This window comes from Vibrio hepatarius (assembly GCF_043642085.1).
GTDB lineage: Bacteria > Pseudomonadota > Gammaproteobacteria > Enterobacterales > Vibrionaceae > Vibrio > Vibrio hepatarius_C.
This window is the reverse complement of record NZ_JBHZSA010000004.1, coordinates 260,319-277,518: the sequence shown is the minus strand read 5'-3', so window position 1 is coordinate 277,518 and position 17,200 is coordinate 260,319. Positions and strand designations below refer to the sequence as shown.

Sequence of the window (17,200 nt, the reverse complement as noted above, 5' to 3'; positions counted from 1 at the left end):
TTACACGACCGTCATCTGTCCTGCGTACAAGATAAAGGTGCGCAGCATCAGTACACCAACCAAGCTTAATGTGGTAACGATGAAGATATAGCCGCCATTATGGCGCGTCTCTTTAGGCGTCACAGCATTGAGCGTCAACGGCAGCAACATACCGATCAATACCACACCAAACCAAAACCAATTTGACCAGAACCCGCCACCAATCGCATTCCAAGCCGCAACTTCGTTCTGTCCACCACTAAAAATCAAACCAGTAAAGAAGGTTACCAAGACAAACAGTTCGAACATCACAACTGGGCGCTCAAAGCCATGTACCCAAGAAACACTAGGACTTGTCGCTGACTCTTTAAACACCAATATGCCGAACATTAAGCACGCCGCGGCACCGGATGAAAGGCTAGAGAACAGGAACAAAATCGGCAGGACTGGATTATTCAGCATTGGGTAAGTTTTCAATGCTGAAAGTAGGAAGCCCGTATAAGCGGCTAACACAATCGCTAGGAAACCCAAAAACAGTTCAATACCGTTGGTAGCCTTACCGGACTTAATTAAGATTCCATCAACCAGATCGAGCAACTTAGTTGGCAGTTTGCCTTCACAGAAGCGGATGATTTGATGACGGAATATAATCCCAATCCAGATAAACAATACAATCATGTAGACCTGGAACAAGATAACACCCATCGACATGACTGAGCTCGGATTGTAGAAAACCATGATCTTCCAAAACGATAACGGTTTGGTTAAGTGGAAGATAAGAATTGTTAAACCCGAAATGATGCCAAACGGTGCCAACCATGCCATCGCTTTCATGATGCCATTATTAGCTGGATCACCTTCAATCACTTTTCGCTTCAGGTAGAGCGAGATCATCACCGCACCTGCCGACATACCCGCTAAAAACAGGTAGATAGCGATAATCCAGTCCCACACCAGAGAGTCAAAGTGGAATGCACTTTCAAAACCATTCATTATGATATCTCCCCTTTCTGATGAGGCACTTTGTACAACTTAGGCTTCGTCCCTAAGTGCACTTTATCTCGGTAGACCGCTTCACTATTAAGCACCTGATTAATTTCACTGTTCGGATCGTTGAGATCGCCAAAGATCAGTGCCTTAGTTGGACAAGATTCAACACATGCAGGCAATTTGCCTTGCGCTAGGTTGGTATCACGACAGAAATTACACTTATCTGCTGAGTGATCTTCTGGATTGAAGAAACGCACTTGATATGGACACGCCGCTAAACAGTAGCCACAGCCAACACATTTTTCTTTGTGCACATCAATAATGCCAGTTTTCTCATCTTTGTACGCCGCCCCAGTTGGACATACATAGACACAAGGTGGGTTTTCACAGTGCTGACAAGATTTGCGCGTAAAACGGTAATCAACATCTGGGAATTCACCTTGCGGCTCACTACGAATAATCTCAAGGCGAGAGACACCTTCTGGCACCTTATTCACTTCACGACATGCCTCAGTACAAGCAGTACAACCGATACAAGCGGTTTCATCGTGGATCATACCGTAGAGTTTATTACCGTCTTGCTCAACATTAGCTAGAGATTTTCGGCTGCTCAGTACCGCAGTACCCGCAACGCCTGTAGCAAAGATCAGCGCACCCGAGCCAGCTAAGAAGTTTCGTCTAGAACAACTCATACTACTTCTCCTTATTCAGCTGATTAAAGTCAGAGTGACAATCGACACACAACTTGATGCGTTCTTTACGCTCAAGGCCTAGCACCTTAGATTTGCTCGCGTGGACGTCATGACAATTTGAACAAGTTAAGTTCTTAGCATGCACATCGTGTGTCCAGCTATCATCACGCATATCCTTAGGCTGGTGACAATCGGTACATTGGCTATTGGCCTTTAAGATAGCTTCAGGATCAAGAAAGACTTTCTCGCTACCTGGCTGAGACTGAGCACTGGAGTATTTGGTCACAACCGGCGCACCTTCACGGTGATCTGGGCCGATATTATTGTGACACTCGGTACAGTTAACTTCGCGGCCAAGATTTTTGTGCGCGTCTTCACCGTGTGACTCTTGGAGGGTTTGTTTCGAATCCTTATGACATTGGATACATTTGTAATCCTTGTCACGGATAAGCGTGACCTCATGGCGGGCTGACTTTTCTTCAGACTGCACAGTTGAAGTGTCGGCAACGGCATGAAGAGAATAACCATAGAGGCAAAATGCTAGAAGTGACTTTAGCATTATGACTATGGCCAACTTTATATTGCCCATATTATCCTTTCCTTATTCCCGTACCTTTTATTGAAAAATCAATAAGTTGATATACGGTTAAAAATTAAAGCCCCTTGATACATCAAAAAACATATCAAATGAGATCAATTCTTATTTTGGAAAAGCCACAACGCTATTTAACTATATATTACTCTCACTACTCTTTAGGGGTAGCTATAACTGCTCAAAATTCGATCTCCATCACCTTAATAAATGAGCGGTTAATGTCACTAAGTCATTGATGATAATAAGTTTCATTAAACCATCGCACAAACCAACAGTAGCCCTTTAGGGGTATAACAAGTCCAATTTGAACTGGATCACTAGGTAAAATTGATCTCAAACAATGATTACTTATTAACAAGTTATTTAATTTATTTCTTTTTATTACAATATGTATCAGTTTCTCCAGTTCTTAGTTTGGAATATAGCCAGTTCACAACGCTGCTTATAAAAACAGAATACGGAGATAGCACTGTGAATAAATTGCATTGGATACCAAAATCCGCTGCAGCATTAGCGATCGTGGCCAGCTCATTAATGAGTGTCACTAGCTTTGCTGCATCCGAAGACAAAGGCTTAATTGATCCTCGTAACGACGCGTACGAACAGCAGCACCCAGATCAATACCACTCTTGGAAAGCCACCTCAGAAAGTGAACATATCGAAGATGCTCTGGCAGAAGATCCAAATATGGTGATTCTATGGGCAGGTTACGGCTTTGCAAAAGACTACAACAAAGCACGTGGCCACTTTTACGCAGTCGATGACGTAAGACAAACGCTGCGTACTGGCGCACCACAAGATGAAACCTCAGGCCCAATGCCGATGGCATGTTGGAGCTGTAAGAGCCCTGACGTAGGTAGAATCATTGATGAACGTGGTGAAGATGGCTATTTCGAAGGTAAATGGGCGCGTCTTGGTGATCAAGTGGTTAACCCTATCGGTTGTGCTGACTGTCACGATACACGTAGTGAAGGATTCAAAAATGGCGAACCAGCACTTGCATTAGCTAAGCCTTATGTTGAGCGCGCATTCGAAGCGATTGATAAACCTTTTGAGCAGCAGTCTCGTCTCGATCAACAAGCTTCGGTATGTGGCCAGTGTCACGTCGAATACTACTTCGTTAAATCAGAGAAAAACGCGGTTAAGTTCCCTTGGGACAGAGGCACAACCGTTGATGATATGGAAGAGTACTACGATGCACTTGGCTTTAAGGATTGGACTCACAAAGTATCCAAAGCGCCGATGCTAAAAGCTCAGCACCCTGGTTACGAAACTTGGCGCGATGGTATTCACGGCAAAAACAAAGTCGCTTGTGTTGATTGTCATATGCCAAAAGTGACCAAAGAAGACGGTACGGTTTATACCGATCATAAAGTGGGTAACCCATTTGACCGCTTCGAAGACACCTGTGCTAACTGTCACACCCAGTCTAAAGAGCAAATGCGCGAAATCGTGTCGACTCGTAAAGCGCAAGTGCTGAATATGAAGCTAACCGCTGAGAAGCAAATTGTCGCGGCACACTTTGAAGCAGGCGCGGCTTGGGATGCGGGCGCAACCGAAGCTGAGATGAAAGATATCCTGCAAGATATTCGTCATGCTCAATGGCGTTGGGACTATGCGATTGCCTCACACGGTGTACATATGCACGCACCTGAAGTGGCACTAGAAGTACTTGGTACTGCGGTTGACCGCGCAGCGGATGCTCGAACTAAGATTGTTCGACTACTTGCGAAGAAAGGCATTACCGAGCCAGTAGAGCTGCCAGACATTTCAACCAAAGCGGCGGCTCAAAAAGCGCTAGGTATGGATATGGATAAGATGAACGCTGACAAGCAAAACTTTTTGAAGACCGTTGTTCCTGATTGGAATGAGGCAGCAGAAAAGCGCGAAGCTGAATACTAATTCCAGCCCATAAAACTAAAAACCGGCGAACTTCGCCGGTTTTTTTGTGCTTGCCTATAAGTTATCGCGCGCACTCACACTTTAATGCCACCTACTAAGACTTATTAGACATCATCTCTTTGGCTTGATTTAATGAGCGAATCACCGATTCTCTATCCAGCTCAGGGCTGTTTGAGTCCAACATGCGAGTCCACGCATCGACTGCTTCTTGATAGCGGAAGCTAATAAAATGATCACTGGCAATTAGCGCTAACGCGGTTAAGTTTTTCGGCTCAAGGGCTAAGGCTTGATTGAGCAAACCGCGCACTTCATCAGTCATTCTTTGCTTTTTGACGTAATAGAGTGCCGTCGCTTTGGCAGCCAATTGACTGGCAGAAGGTGCATCACTTAGACGCGCCGCATAATCAAAACAGGTTAGCGCAGAAGAGAATTCTTGATTGTTTAAGTAGCCATGGCCCAACTGAAACCACAGCTCCGCTTGGTTGGGATCTTGCTTTAGTTGCTGCTGGATTGAGTCCATCCACTCAGAATGAGTTTGAGCTAACGTATCATCCACTTTCGGCTGAGGTTGCTCCCCTTGTAACCAAAAGTACAAAGGAACAGACAAAGCAAAACTGGCGAGCAAAATACGTTTCATTCAAAGACTCATGATTTTGTACAGTATGTTGGAATTATATCGTGATAGGATAAAACTATCTTTGATCTCGCAAGACCTATCACTATGAAAAACAAAGTCGTTCCCTCACAAGAAACGCAAACAGAAGCAATGAAAATAGCTAAAGCGACTCAAAAGCCAGGACAAACCAAAGAGCAAACTAAATTAGTTGCTCAAGGTATTGAGAAAGGTATCGCCCAATACAAAAAACAGCAAAAAGAACGCTCTCGACAAGCGGATAAAGCGAAAAAGAAAGCCCAGAAATCGAAACAACAGTCTCAGCAATTTGATCAAGAGCCCGTAACGGAAGAAGTTAGCGCACAAGAAACAGGCAAAAAAAGTGCCTTATTACCTTGGGCACTATTAGCGATAAGTTGGATAGGATTCCTTGTTTATGTTAGCCAGAATTAGTCTACTTTTTTCAGCGCTGCTGCTCGCCAGTGGTTGCAGCACGCCAATGAACACGCTAGAGCCAAGCGCACAGCCAGTGCATCTAAGGCTAGACTCTCAATTTAATGCCGAAGATTGCCAATGGCTTGGTGAAGTCACTGGCAGTGAGGGACATTGGTATAGTTACCTGTTTTTCCCTAACGATGTGCTCATACGTGGGGCATTAAACGATATGAAGAATCAAGCTAGCCTACTTGGTGCCAATACGGTTTACATGACCAACCCACAAGATTTTGCCACCTCATTTACGGTCATGGGCAACGCCTATACCTGCCCTTAACCAACCAACAAAACCAAAAACCTAGTGCGACACACTAGGTTTTTATTTATCAGGCTTTAAAGCCTAAGCTTGCTGCTATATCAGACTCTCGCTCAGTGACCCATTGACTATCAAATGGTCCCCAATCTGATAGTTGGTAATAGCCATCGTTGTGACGTCGACCATCTTGTACAAACATCAGCTCTATGCCGATACCAGGTAGCGCTTTAATAACGTCTTGAATTGTTCGACGTGGCCAGCCTGTTTGCTCGATGAGTTTCGGGACATTTGGGCGCTCTAAGTTTTCAACCAATAATGCAAGATACAAGCGCCTCGCAAAAACAGGACTCAACTCCATTGATACCTCCTATAAGTTTCTAGAGTCATTATTTCTGTTTTGCTTAGCCATGTGTTGAGTTTGATCAAAAACTCTACGATCGTCATTGTTTGAAACACATTTTTTTTGCCCAATGAAATATATCCATCACACTTTTGTCTCTCTATTCACTTCCTGATAGGATGCTTGAATAACAAAAAAGTCACTTCCAAAGGTTTAACAATGACAATCACTATGTATGGCATTCCTAACTGCGACACGATAAAAAAAGCCAAGAAATGGTTAGAAGCAGAAGGTGTCGAATACAGCTTTCATGACTACCGCAAGCAAGGTGTTGATAAAGCAATGGTTGAAATATTTTGTCAGCAACTTGGCTGGGAAAATGTACTCAACAAGCGCGGAACAACTTACCGTCAACTGACCCAAGAGCAAAAAGACTCGCTAAATGAAGCCAATGCAATTGAGCTTCTTGTAGAGCAACCTGCGATGATTAAGCGCCCTATTCTTGTCACTGGTGATAGCTACCACTTAGGTTTTAAAGCTGACCAGTACACAGCAATATTCTCATAATTTTTTTGAAAGGATTTCAAGGATGACAGACAGCCCAACTCTGGCTCTCGCAAAAGATTTAATTAGCCGCCAATCAGTCACACCAGAAGATGCAGGCTGCCAAGATGTAATGATTGAGCGTTTAAAGGCGCTTGGTTTTGAAATTGAAGTAATGGTCTTTGAAGATACGACTAACTTCTGGGCTCGCCGTGGCAGTGAAGCGCCACTGTTTGCTTTCGCTGGTCATACGGATGTTGTCCCAGCCGGTAAACTAGAGCTATGGGATACCCCTCCTTTTGAGCCAACGATTAAAGATGGCTTCTTACACGGTCGCGGCGCAGCGGATATGAAAGGCTCGCTAGCAAGTATGATTGTTGCCGTTGAGCAGTTCATTGCCGACAACCCAAATCATAAAGGCTCTATTGGCTTTTTGATCACATCAGATGAAGAAGGTCCATTCATCAATGGTACGGTTCGCGTGGTGGAAGCTCTAATGGCGCGCGGTGAAAACATCGATATGTGTATTGTCGGCGAACCTTCAAGTACTGAGATTGTTGGCGATGTGGTTAAAAACGGCCGTCGTGGTTCAATTACTGGTGATTTAACCGTCAAAGGGATTCAAGGACACGTTGCCTACCCGCATTTAGCAAGAAACCCTGTTCACCAATCTTTAATGGCGATTCATGAACTGGCGACGACGGAATGGGACCAAGGTAATGCGTACTTCCCGCCAACCAGTTTCCAAATTCCAAACGTTCATGCTGGTACGGGTGCATCGAACGTGATCCCTGGTGAGTTCAACGTTCAGTTCAACCTGCGCTTTAGCACTGAGTTAAATAACGATGCCATTGTCTCGCGTGTGACTGAAACGCTAGATAAACATGACCTCGATTACGACCTAAAATGGACATTCAACGGCGACCCGTTCTTAACGGACACTGGCGCACTGTTGGATGCTGTCGTCGACGCCGTTGATGCGGTGAACCAAACGAAGCCAGCATTGCTGACAACTGGTGGTACATCGGATGGCCGTTTCATTGCCCGTATGAATGGTCAGGTTGTAGAGCTTGGTCCTGTTAACGCCACTATTCACAAAGTGAATGAATGCGTGAAGGTAGACGACCTAGAGAAGCTAACCGACATGTATCAGAAAACACTAGAGAACTTGTTAGCCTAATGATGACGCCCGAACAACTGACTGGTCAGACGCAAACTCACTTGGTTGAAACTGTTGTCGGACAAAAAGCCTTCTTGGTTCACGCTAAAGTGAGCCAAGATATACTTGCACTGAAACAGTCAGCGACTCGGGCGGGATTCAACCTCAATATCGCCAGTGGCTTTCGTAATTTCGAGCGTCAGATGACGATTTGGAATAATAAAATGGCAGGCAAAACGGCCATTTTAGATAGTGACAGCCAACCACTGAACGCTGACAGCTTAACGGAGCAGCAGAAGGTGATGGCAATTTTACGCTGGTCGGCGCTGCCTGGGGGCAGTCGTCATCATTGGGGCACCGATTTCGATATCTTCAATCGTGACAGTCTGCCCAAAGGTACTCAGCTTCAACTAGAGCCTTGGGAATACCTTACTGGCCATCAGCAAACTTTCTATCTGTGGCTAAAAGAAAACATTGAGCAACATGGCTTCTTCTTTCCCTATGCACAAGATAAAGGCGGTGTCGCTCCTGAGCCTTGGCATATTAGCCATAGAGCCACTGCCGAGCCGTGCTTACAACAGCTAACACCGGCTCTTCTTGCCGAGCAACTCGCGTCTGCTCCCATTTTGGGTAAACAAGTAGTGTTAGGCCAACTGGAAACGATCTACAATCAGTTTATTAGCAACATACATCAATAGGTAGCGAGATGGATTTACTAACTAACCCTTGGGTTATCATTGTTATCGTATTGAGCGTTGTGATCGGTAATATTGCGGCGCTTAAATACACCGCCAATATGAAGTTTGGCCAAGGCGAGAAAAAACCGCAAAGTGACTCAGATGACCATAACGACGAGTCTGAAGAATCAAAAAAAGACGCTCAGTAGAGCGTCTTTTTTATTGCGTCAAATCTGGTATCACTACTTAATATGATCCCAAGACATATTCGATACGATTCTGCAGTCATCACATTTGAAGTAGAAGATGTCGTGCAGTGGCTCGTCTAGCAACCACTCTCCACCACACTTCGGGCATTTACGTACTTTTTCATCTTCAAGACTCTTGCCACCGACGCGATACTGATAGTAGTAGGTCGGAATTTTAGTGATGTATTCAATACGGCCGCGTAAGTCCCAACCGCGCTTGAATAGCACACTGTCGGCATCACAGATCTCATGCAGCGCTGCATGTTCCGCGCGGCAGCCTCCCGCCATTTGGATCTCGTCACAGGCCTGCCACTCGGTCTGCCATTTGACGACAGCCTTATGATCACCGTTTAAGGTAGCGCCATTTCGGTAAAGTGGGATTGGTAATAAGGTTTCACCGGAGCGCAAAGGAGAGCACGTATGGACATACGTTGTGTACAGCACTTGCCAGCTTGGCTGCTCATCTTCAGCGGCTTCTTCAGAGTTTAGATCTCGGCCTAACATACGCATCTTTGGCGCTAATAGACTCGCCTCTGATAAACGATTAAGACACACTTTAACAAAGTCAGAGTGATAGTTTGGGTGTAAACTATCTTGTTCTGGGCAAACCACACGAACAAAAAATTCGCCATCCCCCATCACAATTGGAAATTCACGGCCAAGCACTTGACCGTTGTATCTAAGCGCATCCATCAAGCCATTAATCGCTTTATCAACGGCCGACACGGTAGTGTTGTCAAAACACTCAAACTGAAGCTCTACAACATACATGATTACAGCACCACAGCTTCAAGGTTTGCTAAGAACTCCGCGATATCCTGCGCCAGTACATCCCGCTTGTCGGTACCTAAACGCTCCAAGATAACGTTGCCTGAAATATTACAGATAGAGATAACATCTAACTCTGCGTCTGTTGCGGCAATAAAGACGGTCGGCTTGAGCTTTAAGCGGCGCTGAGTAACAAGATGGCCGAGAATATTTTCTTGTAAGCGGACAAAGTCTTCATCGCTCCACACTTGCAGTAGCGTTAACTCATTGCCCTGCCATGTCGCCTCCATATCGGCGCTGTATTGAGAACCGTAGAAGGTTTTAATGTCGTCATGCAAGGTAAGCTCAATACCGTTTTCTACATTGGTAAAATCAGCTGGTTCATCACGCTGACAAGCTTGCCACTCGACCGCCTGCTCAGTTTTACTTTCGACACAAGGTGACACTAGGTCAACCAACTCTTCGCTTTTTGGTAAATGACCCGAAGCATCAAGGTGCGCCTGGCGGTATTTTTCACTGAATGAGAGCAACGCTTGCAAGGCATTATCAGCCATTAGATTCTCCAACATGAATATTCGCTTTTAACAGCGGGATTGCGTAAAATTCTCGTCATTCTAATAGAAAATGAACAAAAGTATGAGCAAATATTCTGATGCGAAAGAGCTTGCTGGCCTAACCTTGGGTCAAAAGACTGAATACGCGAACCAATATGACCCAAGCCTACTCCAACCTGTGCCTCGTAGTTTGAACCGTGATGACCTTAATCTCGGTGATACTCTACCGTTCCAAGGTTGCGATATTTGGACGCTGTACGAGCTATCATGGCTTAATGATAAAGGTTTGCCTCAAGTAGCGGTTGGTGAAGTGTCAATTCCTGCCACCAGCGCAAACCTTATTGAGTCGAAGTCATTCAAGCTCTACCTCAACAGCTTCAATCAGACACGTTTCTCGACTTGGGATGAGGTTGAAAAAACGCTGATCAAAGATTTGTCTCATTGCGCCGGCGAAGAAGTCAGCGTAACGGTTCGCTCCGTGGTCGATTACACAGATTCTGTGATTGTCACTATGGATGGAGAATGCATTGATGAGCAAGATATCGAGATCACTAGTTATGATTTTGACCGTGCATTACTCAAAGGTGCGGCAACAGGTGATGACGTAAAAGAAAGTCTCCACAGTCACTTACTCAAATCGAACTGTCTGATCACCAACCAGCCTGACTGGGGCAGCGTTGAGATCAGCTACACGGGTAAACAGATCGACCGAGAAGCGCTACTTCGCTATCTTGTCTCTTTCCGTGAGCACAACGAGTTCCACGAGCAATGTGTTGAGCGCATCTTTACTGACATTATGGAATTTTGTCAGCCGAGCGAATTAACCGTCTATGCGCGCTATACTCGTCGCGGTGGTTTAGACATTAACCCATACCGCTCTAACGTTCACGCTCAACCAAACCACAACCAACGCATGGCGCGTCAATAGGGATTAATTCAGGATGTTAAACGTACGCTGGGAACGCATTATCGGCATGCTGTTGCTGATTGTGTCATCACCATTATTGGCCAGTACAATCTACTCATCAGCAGTACTGAACGAGGCGAATAGCTTAGTAGAAGTGGTGCCAAAGCAAGCAAAGAAGCTAGCAGCAAACTACCTAGCTCAGCGTACGCTTTCTGACAAAACTGAAAAAAGCCCGTCAGCTATCTCTCGGGATGAAACCGATAGCCGAACACGCACCCCAGGTGGCACCATTGATGCCTTGCGTATTCTCGCACGTGCTGAGTTTAATCTTGGCAGCCAAGAAAGCGCGTTAAGGCATTTAGCTGAAGCCAAAGAAATTGCCACCAACTATAAACTGCCATACCTACAAATCGACATCGACTTGCTGGAAACTCGCCTAGCTTGGAGCATCGATAAAGATGCGATTGCGGCGCGCAAGAAAATCGAAAAGCTCGAACAGAGCTACTCACAAATTAATAATACTCAACTTGTCGCTCGTGGTCTGAGATACAAAATGACCATGTTAAAAGCGGATATTGCCTCTGCGGAAGGTGAAGTCGATGTGGCCAACAAGCTCTACCTCGAAGCAAAACCTTACGTTGATAACGCGAAGTCTACCCACACTCTAATTGAGTATCACACCACGGTCGGCAAACATTTACTGCAGAACAAAAAATACAACCGCGCCCTATCAGAGCTGTTAATCAGTTACTGGAAAGCGATTGAAACGGACTCAGCACTGCAACTGGCTCAAGTAAACCGTATTTTAGGCCAACTATTTTACGAACGTCGTGTGCTGGATAAAGCCAATAATCACTTTTCTCAGGCAGCTGACTTTTACGACAACTACCAGAGCTCGCCTATGCTTGCGCCTATCTTAAAGCGCATGGGTGATATCTATTACCACCAAAACAAATACAACCTCGCGCTGGTCCACTACTTCAATGCCATGGATCATGAGCGCATGCAAAACAACATTGAGAGCGTGATTGAAATCCGTATATCTTTGGCTGCCACTTACCTGCAACTGGTTAACTACACCTTAGCCGAGCAATATCTGAACCGAGCAGAAGAACTACTAGAGTACGCTAGCATCCCTCGCTTAGAAGCCTATGCGTACTTACTTGAGGCAGGGCTAGCTCGACATAAGCGAGAGTCGGATAAAGTCTTAAAAAACGCACAGAAAGCGCTAGAAATTGCGCAAAAAGAGCAGGACATTAGTACGCAAAAAGCCGCCTATCAGTTGCTTTACTTAGGCTATGAACAAAGTGGTCAATATAAGCTAGCGCTCGAATACCTGCTGTTCTACAACTCGTTAGCCACGATAGAACAGCAAGAGCTGGATATGATCAGTGAAGATGCTTTCCGCCAACAGAAAGACTTTGTTGAGCAAAGCCTACATTTAAGTGGTCAAAAAGAAGAGCTTGAACAAGCCCATGCGGAATATCGTAAGTTCCAGAAAATTACCTTAACGCTGTTTGTACTTTCAGCACTGCTGTTCATGTTCTTATTACGCCGCGGTCATGTCATCAATGTGCAAAAAGACGAACTCGATACGCTAAACGAAGATCTCTATACCCACTCTCGATCTGGGCTGAAGAATCTACGTATGCTCAATGCTAAGTTGCCCGCGTCTTTAGAAGAGAGTAGCCATAAATTTGAAAAGTGGCATGTGGGTGAGTTAATCCATGAGCCACTCAATGACCGACTGCGCTTTGTAATGATTGATGTTCCCTTCCTACGTAATATGTACCTGCAACATGGTTACCAAGAAGGCCTCAAACTGGAGCGTGCTTTCGGCGAATTCCTGCAACAACGCGTTGAGTATCCTGCACGTATTTATCACTTTTCAGATGCCAACTTACTTTATATCGAACCCAACAGTGAACGTAATACCGATCCAGAACAGCTGTTTGAAAAAATTCAGCAATGGATCATGGAGTTCGAGCCAGAGCGGATTTTAAATCGCATCATTCGTATTGGTATGGCTGACTATCCGTTCCTACCTAGGGCTTATACCGCCGTTAATGATAAGGAACTAGTTGATGTGCTACTAATGTCTACCAGTACCGCGCGCACGCTGAGTATGAAGGAACATTGCAGTCAGTGGGTCTATTTAAAAGCGATCGATAACGCTCCAGCAGCAAGTTTAGCAACTGGTAATATTCGCAAGGCCTGCAAGCATTCGATAAACCAAGGGTTAATAAAAGTACACTCTTCGTTCAAGAATGAGGACAGCATCAAAAAACTATTAAAAGATGAATAAAAGCTCATCAAACAAACGTAGTAACTCGTGACGCCCGTGATTTATTTGATATTATCTACAGATTAATAAATAGAAGTAGATTATATCTTTAAGTTTATATTTCATGGGCGTTCTCGAACAAGATCTTCAGTCACAGCTGCACAACCTGAAATCTCAATTGGAACAAGTTCGATTGACACAAAGGGACACTTCGTTCAAATTTAAAAGAGAACAGAAGGTACTTCAGCGCATCATCGCGTCGCTAAGTAACGCCTATAAAAGTGAGAATCCGCGCCTTCAAGCGGGTCTAATGGAACTCACTCAAGCTATCGAACAACAGCAAGACGTCAGTACTCTTATCCCAAAACTTGCGGTATTAGAGCGCCTGCTAAAACAACAAGGCTTGGCTATGGACACCCAGAGTGAACATTTAGATACGCAGATCAAAAACAGTGGAGAAACGCTGCTACGCTTAACGGGCCTGCCCGCTAAGATTAAACGTGATCTGCGCGATTTACTCAGCTACTCCAGTGGACTCTCGCGCCCTAAATCAGAGCAAGCCCTGCGACTGCTAAGCCTTTACGAACGCTCTGTAAAGATCATCACTTCTAACCCTGATTACAGTATCAACCAAGTTTCTAATAGCGCCGATCGTGAACTGCAGTTGCGCCTATCTGAAGAGCTACAACACCTGATTACTGAACTTGATTTTGAAGGTGAATCTGGCGACTTACTCGTAGATATTCGCGCTAAATTGTTGACGGGCGTTAGTAGCCACACGCTACTTGAGCTCACCCTGCAAACATTAAAGTTGGTCATTGAAGGCACCCACTACGAGCGTAAAACGTCAGAGCAGTTCCTTGAGCAGGTGAATTCATCCCTCGCCTCTACACTCAAGAGCTCAGCGCAAAATGTCCAGCAATCGCAAAGTTACTTTGATACCCGCCAGGAAATGAGCTCAGAGCTCGGTGATTTGATCAGCGTGACCCAAACCAAAGTCGCAAATGCAGAAGACTTGGTAGGATTGAAGACACAAGTCAATCCACTGCTTGATCAGCTCAATTCACTCACCGAGCGTTTAAAACATGCAGAGCAACGCGAGCAAGCACTTTTAGAAAGAATGGATTATGGCAAGAATCAACTGGAAGCACTGTTTGAAGTGACCCAAGATTATCGCCGCCGTCTAGAAGACCAAGCCCAGCGTATGCTTCTCGATCCACTGACTAAAGTGTACAACCGCGCCGCTTTTGGCGATCGACTGGAACTGGAATACCGCCGCTGGATTCGCGCGCAGCATACGCTACGTGTGGTCATTCTTGATATTGATGGCTTTAAAGCGATCAATGATAGCTTCGGCTACAGCGCGGGTGATAAAGCACTGAAAATCATTGCTCGCACGATCAAAAAAGAGCTGCAAGATACTGATACTGTTGCACGTTTCTCTGGCGAAGAATTTATTCTCCTACTCCCAGAAGCCAGCGATAGCGACGCATTTAGCTTGATCCAGACCATCCAGAGCCAAGTGTCGAAACTGCCATTTAAGTTCCGCGACCGCAATTTGATGATTACGCTTTCAGCAGCCAGTACTGCGTTTAAAGATTCAGACACGCCGGAAGAGATCCTCGAACGCCTCAATTTGTGCCTCAATGAAGCCAAATCTCTGGGTAAAAACCAACTTGTATGGCGCTAAACTGACTCACCATCACGCGCCAGAACTCTAATTCCCTCCGACTCATTATGTGACTCATCTTTATATATCAGTTAGTTAGCTTCACTATCAGCAAAAACCTGCTAAGCTTAAGAAACCCGTCGCTAAAACTCAGATATAACTGCGACGTATAAGGACAATAATAACAACGACACTTTACTCACGACTTGTGAGTTGCTAGTCAAGGAGGTCACTATGATCACGCATATTAGTCCAGCAGGTAGTATGGACCTACTCTCTCAACTTGAAGTTGAGCGCCTTAAGAAGACCGCTGCTAGTGATCTATACCAGCTATACCGCAACTGTACGCTCGCGGTTCTCAATTCAGGTAGTCATACCGACAACTCCAAAGAGCTGTTGGACAAATACAAATCTTTCGACGTCAACGTGGTACGCCGTGAACGTGGGATTAAGCTTGAATTAAGCAACGCCCCAGAACACGCATTTGTTGATGGTGAAATAATCAAAGGGATTCAGGAACACCTGTTTTCTGTGCTTCGCGACATTGTTTATGTCAACATGCACCTTGCGGATAACCAACGTCTCAACCTCACTAACGCCTCGCATATCACCAACCTTGTGTTTGGTATTTTGCGTAATGCTGGCGCGCTTACTCCGGGTATCGAGCCTAACCTTGTGGTCTGCTGGGGTGGTCACTCAATCAACGCTATCGAGTACCAATACACGCGTGAAGTTGGTAACGAGCTTGGCCTACGTGAAATGAACATCTGTACCGGTTGTGGTCCTGGTGCAATGGAAGGCCCAATGAAAGGCGCTGCGATTGGTCACGCTAAGCAGCGTTACTACGAGCAGCGTTACCTAGGTCTAACCGAGCCCTCAATCATTGCCGCAGAGCCACCAAACCCTATCGTCAATGAGCTCGTCATCATGCCCGATATCGAAAAACGTCTTGAAGCGTTTGTTCGTATGGGCCATGGTATTGTTATCTTCCCAGGTGGCGCTGGTACCGCAGAAGAGCTGCTTTATATCCTCGGTATCATGATGCACCCTGATAATGCCGATCAACCTTTGCCTATCGTGCTAACCGGTCCAAAAGAGAGCGAGCAATACTTCCGCTCTATCGACCGTTTTATTGGTGACACCTTAGGCGAAGCTGCGCAGAAGCACTATCAGATTGTGGTTGATGACCCAGCTAAAGTGGCGCAAATCATGAAGCAAAGCATGGCTGATGTACGCCAACATCGTAAGGACACCGGTGATGCCTACAGCTTCAACTGGTCACTGAAAATTGAGCCTGAGTTCCAACTGCCATTTGACCCGACCCATGACAACATGGCGAGCTTAGACTTACATCTAAACCAACGCCCTGAAAACCTCGCAGCAGCGCTACGCCAAGCCTTCTCGGGCATTGTAGCTGGTAACGTTAAAGCAGAGGGGATTCGTGAAATCGAACGCCACGGTCCATTTATTCTCGATGGCGACGTTGATCTGATGAAGAAGATGGACAAGCTACTGAAAGACTTTGTTGAGCAAGATCGTATGAAGCTGCCAGGCGGCACGGCTTACGAGCCTTGTTACCAAATCAAGACCATCAGCTAGTGACTGACTGGTAATCTCAACACCATCCGATACAATAAGGGCTTCATGCCCTTATTTTTTTGATTTGTATGTCTATTCATCTTGTTATCATCGATGCGTTAAACCTTATTCGCCGAGTTCACTCTGCCCAGCCAGATCCCACCGATATAGCAAGAACCATTACGACCACCTCTCGTACTCTTAACCGAATCTTATCTGAGTCTCAACCGACCCATATCATTGCGGTGTTTGATCATCACCTTCAAGAGCGTGGTTGGCGCGCAGAAATCTGGCCAGAGTACAAACAGAATCGTAAACCTATGCCAGAACCATTAATGAACGGCTTGGAAGCTATCCAAGATGCTTGGTGGAAACTGGGAATAGATTCGCTGTTATCTGATGGCGACGAGGCGGACGATCTCGTAGCAACACTGGCAATGAAAGTGGCTAGCCACAATGAAAAAGTCACGATCATTTCAACTGACAAAGGCTACTGTCAGTTGCTGTCACCTACCCTGCAGATCCGAGACTACTTCCAGCACCGCTGGTTAGATGAACCCTTTATTGAAAAAGAGTTTGGCGTTAAGCCAAAACAGCTTTCGGACTACTGGGGGCTAACGGGTATTAGCTCAAGCCAAGTGCCGGGTGTGCCGGGTGTCGGACCAAAAGCGGCCAAAGAGATCCTGACCCAATTTACCGATATTGAACAAGCCTTTGCTAGTGAAGAGCTACCAGCCAAATATCGCAAAAAACTCGATGAGCACATCGAATCAGCGCGCAAGTGCAAACTGATCGCAGCGCTTAAAACGGATATTGAGCTCGGGTTTAATCTGCAAGATTTGCGCTTTAATGGGACAAATGAGTAATAACGGACTGTGAGATGCGAGAAAATTTAAAGGGTTACTACCAAGTAGCAACCCTTTATTTTATTGGAGTCAGTCTATTTGAGCA

The 17,200-nt window shown here is 45.5% G+C and carries 19 protein-coding genes; 12 read left to right on the top strand and 7 right to left on the bottom strand.

Annotation, left to right across the window (positions count from 1 at the left end):
* The 3 genes from nrfD to nrfB are packed head-to-tail and all read right to left on the bottom strand — an operon-like array spanning nt 1 to nt 2,250.
* Nucleotides 1-972, bottom strand: a complete 972-nt coding sequence (gene nrfD, locus ACHUFZ_RS10545; protein WP_394127138.1) for a cytochrome c nitrite reductase subunit NrfD — start codon at nt 970-972, stop codon at nt 1-3.
* Nucleotides 972-1,661 (bottom strand): cytochrome c nitrite reductase Fe-S protein, encoded by a 690-nt coding sequence (gene nrfC / locus ACHUFZ_RS10540; protein ID WP_394127137.1) that lies wholly within the window; start codon nt 1,659-1,661, stop codon nt 972-974. Before nrfC ends, nrfD begins: the two co-directional genes overlap by 1 nt.
* Before the next feature lies 1 nt (nt 1,662).
* Nucleotides 1,663-2,250: a cytochrome c nitrite reductase pentaheme subunit gene (nrfB, locus tag ACHUFZ_RS10535; protein WP_394127136.1), complete on the bottom strand. Its 588-nt coding sequence runs from the start codon at nt 2,248-2,250 to the stop codon at nt 1,663-1,665.
* 540 nt (nt 2,251-2,790) lie between these two features.
* Here nrfB and nrfA point away from each other — a divergent pair.
* Nucleotides 2,791-4,158, top strand: a complete 1,368-nt coding sequence (nrfA, locus tag ACHUFZ_RS10530) for an ammonia-forming nitrite reductase cytochrome c552 subunit (RefSeq protein WP_208733154.1) — start codon at nt 2,791-2,793, stop codon at nt 4,156-4,158.
* Between the two features lie 94 nt (nt 4,159-4,252).
* Here the strand turns inward: nrfA and ACHUFZ_RS10525 are convergent, their stop codons facing one another.
* Entirely contained in the window at nt 4,253-4,795 is a 543-nt protein-coding gene (locus ACHUFZ_RS10525; RefSeq protein WP_394127135.1) for a TPR domain-containing protein, read from the bottom strand.
* A gap of 84 nt (nt 4,796-4,879) precedes the next feature.
* On the opposite strand from ACHUFZ_RS10525, the gene ACHUFZ_RS10520 reads away from it, so the two are divergent.
* Nucleotides 4,880-5,224, top strand: coding sequence for a DUF2956 domain-containing protein (locus tag ACHUFZ_RS10520; RefSeq protein ID WP_394127134.1), 345 nt, complete (start codon nt 4,880-4,882; stop codon nt 5,222-5,224).
* Nucleotides 5,208-5,543 (top strand): DUF4156 domain-containing protein, encoded by a 336-nt coding sequence (locus ACHUFZ_RS10515; protein WP_394127133.1) that lies wholly within the window; start codon nt 5,208-5,210, stop codon nt 5,541-5,543. The genes ACHUFZ_RS10520 and ACHUFZ_RS10515 overlap by 17 nt, the downstream gene beginning before the upstream one ends.
* 49 nt (nt 5,544-5,592) lie before the next feature.
* On the opposite strand, the gene ACHUFZ_RS10510 is transcribed toward ACHUFZ_RS10515, so the two are convergent.
* Complete coding sequence (locus tag ACHUFZ_RS10510; RefSeq protein ID WP_004413228.1) at nt 5,593-5,880, bottom strand: winged helix-turn-helix domain-containing protein; 288 nt, start codon at nt 5,878-5,880, stop codon at nt 5,593-5,595.
* 201 nt (nt 5,881-6,081) lie between these two features.
* On the opposite strand from ACHUFZ_RS10510, the gene ACHUFZ_RS10505 reads away from it, so the two are divergent.
* From ACHUFZ_RS10505 to ACHUFZ_RS10490, 4 genes are read left to right on the top strand one after another with little or no spacing between them, the layout of a single operon-like run.
* Nucleotides 6,082-6,429 carry an ArsC family reductase gene (locus ACHUFZ_RS10505; protein ID WP_394127132.1) on the top strand — a complete coding sequence of 116 codons (348 nt, stop codon included), beginning with the start codon at nt 6,082-6,084 and terminating at the stop codon, nt 6,427-6,429.
* Between the two features lie 22 nt (nt 6,430-6,451).
* A complete protein-coding gene (dapE, locus tag ACHUFZ_RS10500) occupies nt 6,452-7,585 on the top strand; it encodes a succinyl-diaminopimelate desuccinylase (RefSeq protein ID WP_394127131.1) in 1,134 nt (377 codons plus the stop codon).
* A complete protein-coding gene (locus ACHUFZ_RS10495) occupies nt 7,585-8,262 on the top strand; it encodes a M15 family metallopeptidase (RefSeq protein WP_394127130.1) in 678 nt (225 codons plus the stop codon). Before dapE ends, ACHUFZ_RS10495 begins: the two co-directional genes overlap by 1 nt.
* An 8-nt stretch (nt 8,263-8,270) precedes the next feature.
* Nucleotides 8,271-8,450 carry a DUF2897 family protein gene (locus ACHUFZ_RS10490; protein ID WP_394127129.1) on the top strand — a complete coding sequence of 60 codons (180 nt, stop codon included), beginning with the start codon at nt 8,271-8,273 and terminating at the stop codon, nt 8,448-8,450.
* Between the two features lie 33 nt (nt 8,451-8,483).
* Here the strand turns inward: ACHUFZ_RS10490 and ACHUFZ_RS10485 are convergent, their stop codons facing one another.
* Together ACHUFZ_RS10485 and syd are read right to left on the bottom strand one after the other, a co-directional pair.
* Nucleotides 8,484-9,260 (bottom strand): Zn-ribbon-containing protein, encoded by a 777-nt coding sequence (locus ACHUFZ_RS10485; protein WP_394127128.1) that lies wholly within the window; start codon nt 9,258-9,260, stop codon nt 8,484-8,486.
* A gap of 2 nt (nt 9,261-9,262) precedes the next feature.
* Nucleotides 9,263-9,811: a SecY-interacting protein gene (gene syd, locus ACHUFZ_RS10480; RefSeq protein WP_394127127.1), complete on the bottom strand. Its 549-nt coding sequence runs from the start codon at nt 9,809-9,811 to the stop codon at nt 9,263-9,265.
* 82 nt (nt 9,812-9,893) lie between these two features.
* Here syd and queF point away from each other — a divergent pair, with 82 nt between their 5' ends.
* The 5 genes from queF (at nt 9,894) to xni (ending at nt 17,115) form a co-directional block, all read left to right on the top strand.
* On the top strand, nt 9,894-10,739 hold the full coding sequence (gene queF, locus ACHUFZ_RS10475) for an NADPH-dependent 7-cyano-7-deazaguanine reductase QueF (RefSeq protein WP_394127126.1): 846 nt from the start codon (nt 9,894-9,896) through the stop codon (nt 10,737-10,739).
* Between the two features lie 13 nt (nt 10,740-10,752).
* Complete coding sequence (locus tag ACHUFZ_RS10470) at nt 10,753-13,023, top strand: tetratricopeptide repeat protein (RefSeq protein ID WP_394127125.1); 2,271 nt, start codon at nt 10,753-10,755, stop codon at nt 13,021-13,023.
* 103 nt (nt 13,024-13,126) lie between these two features.
* The gene (locus ACHUFZ_RS10465) at nt 13,127-14,692 is read left to right on the top strand and encodes a GGDEF domain-containing protein (RefSeq protein ID WP_394127124.1); all 1,566 of its coding nucleotides are present in this window, start codon (nt 13,127-13,129) and stop codon (nt 14,690-14,692) included.
* A gap of 213 nt (nt 14,693-14,905) precedes the next feature.
* Nucleotides 14,906-16,270 carry a nucleotide 5'-monophosphate nucleosidase PpnN gene (gene ppnN, locus ACHUFZ_RS10460; RefSeq protein ID WP_394127123.1) on the top strand — a complete coding sequence of 455 codons (1,365 nt, stop codon included), beginning with the start codon at nt 14,906-14,908 and terminating at the stop codon, nt 16,268-16,270.
* 68 nt (nt 16,271-16,338) lie between these two features.
* Nucleotides 16,339-17,115: a flap endonuclease Xni gene (xni, locus tag ACHUFZ_RS10455; protein ID WP_394127122.1), complete on the top strand. Its 777-nt coding sequence runs from the start codon at nt 16,339-16,341 to the stop codon at nt 17,113-17,115.
* Nucleotides 17,116-17,200 lie beyond the last annotated feature (85 nt).

Excerpts from the sequence above, each read along its gene's own strand:
- ACHUFZ_RS10525 (WP_394127135.1), bottom strand. The coding sequence starts at position 4,795 with ATGAAACGTATTTTGCTCGCCAGTTTTGCTTTGTCTGTTCCTTTGTAC.
- xni (WP_394127122.1), top strand. The coding sequence starts at position 16,339 with ATGTCTATTCATCTTGTTATCATCGATGCGTTAAACCTTATTCGCCGA.
- nrfA (WP_208733154.1), top strand. The coding sequence starts at position 2,791 with ATGAGTGTCACTAGCTTTGCTGCATCCGAAGACAAAGGCTTAATTGAT.
- syd (WP_394127127.1), bottom strand. The coding sequence starts at position 9,811 with ATGGCTGATAATGCCTTGCAAGCGTTGCTCTCATTCAGTGAAAAATAC.
- ACHUFZ_RS10465 (WP_394127124.1), top strand. The coding sequence starts at position 13,127 with ATGGGCGTTCTCGAACAAGATCTTCAGTCACAGCTGCACAACCTGAAA.
- ACHUFZ_RS10505 (WP_394127132.1), top strand. The coding sequence starts at position 6,082 with ATGACAATCACTATGTATGGCATTCCTAACTGCGACACGATAAAAAAA.
- nrfB (WP_394127136.1), bottom strand. The coding sequence starts at position 2,250 with ATGGGCAATATAAAGTTGGCCATAGTCATAATGCTAAAGTCACTTCTA.
- nrfD (WP_394127138.1), bottom strand. The coding sequence starts at position 972 with ATGAATGGTTTTGAAAGTGCATTCCACTTTGACTCTCTGGTGTGGGAC.
- ACHUFZ_RS10515 (WP_394127133.1), top strand. The coding sequence starts at position 5,208 with ATGTTAGCCAGAATTAGTCTACTTTTTTCAGCGCTGCTGCTCGCCAGT.
- ACHUFZ_RS10495 (WP_394127130.1), top strand. The coding sequence starts at position 7,585 with ATGATGACGCCCGAACAACTGACTGGTCAGACGCAAACTCACTTGGTT.
- ppnN (WP_394127123.1), top strand. The coding sequence starts at position 14,906 with ATGATCACGCATATTAGTCCAGCAGGTAGTATGGACCTACTCTCTCAA.
- ACHUFZ_RS10490 (WP_394127129.1), top strand. The coding sequence starts at position 8,271 with ATGGATTTACTAACTAACCCTTGGGTTATCATTGTTATCGTATTGAGC.
- queF (WP_394127126.1), top strand. The coding sequence starts at position 9,894 with ATGAGCAAATATTCTGATGCGAAAGAGCTTGCTGGCCTAACCTTGGGT.
- nrfC (WP_394127137.1), bottom strand. The coding sequence starts at position 1,661 with ATGAGTTGTTCTAGACGAAACTTCTTAGCTGGCTCGGGTGCGCTGATC.
- ACHUFZ_RS10470 (WP_394127125.1), top strand. The coding sequence starts at position 10,753 with ATGTTAAACGTACGCTGGGAACGCATTATCGGCATGCTGTTGCTGATT.
- dapE (WP_394127131.1), top strand. The coding sequence starts at position 6,452 with ATGACAGACAGCCCAACTCTGGCTCTCGCAAAAGATTTAATTAGCCGC.
- ACHUFZ_RS10485 (WP_394127128.1), bottom strand. The coding sequence starts at position 9,260 with ATGTATGTTGTAGAGCTTCAGTTTGAGTGTTTTGACAACACTACCGTG.
- ACHUFZ_RS10520 (WP_394127134.1), top strand. The coding sequence starts at position 4,880 with ATGAAAAACAAAGTCGTTCCCTCACAAGAAACGCAAACAGAAGCAATG.
- ACHUFZ_RS10510 (WP_004413228.1), bottom strand. The coding sequence starts at position 5,880 with ATGGAGTTGAGTCCTGTTTTTGCGAGGCGCTTGTATCTTGCATTATTG.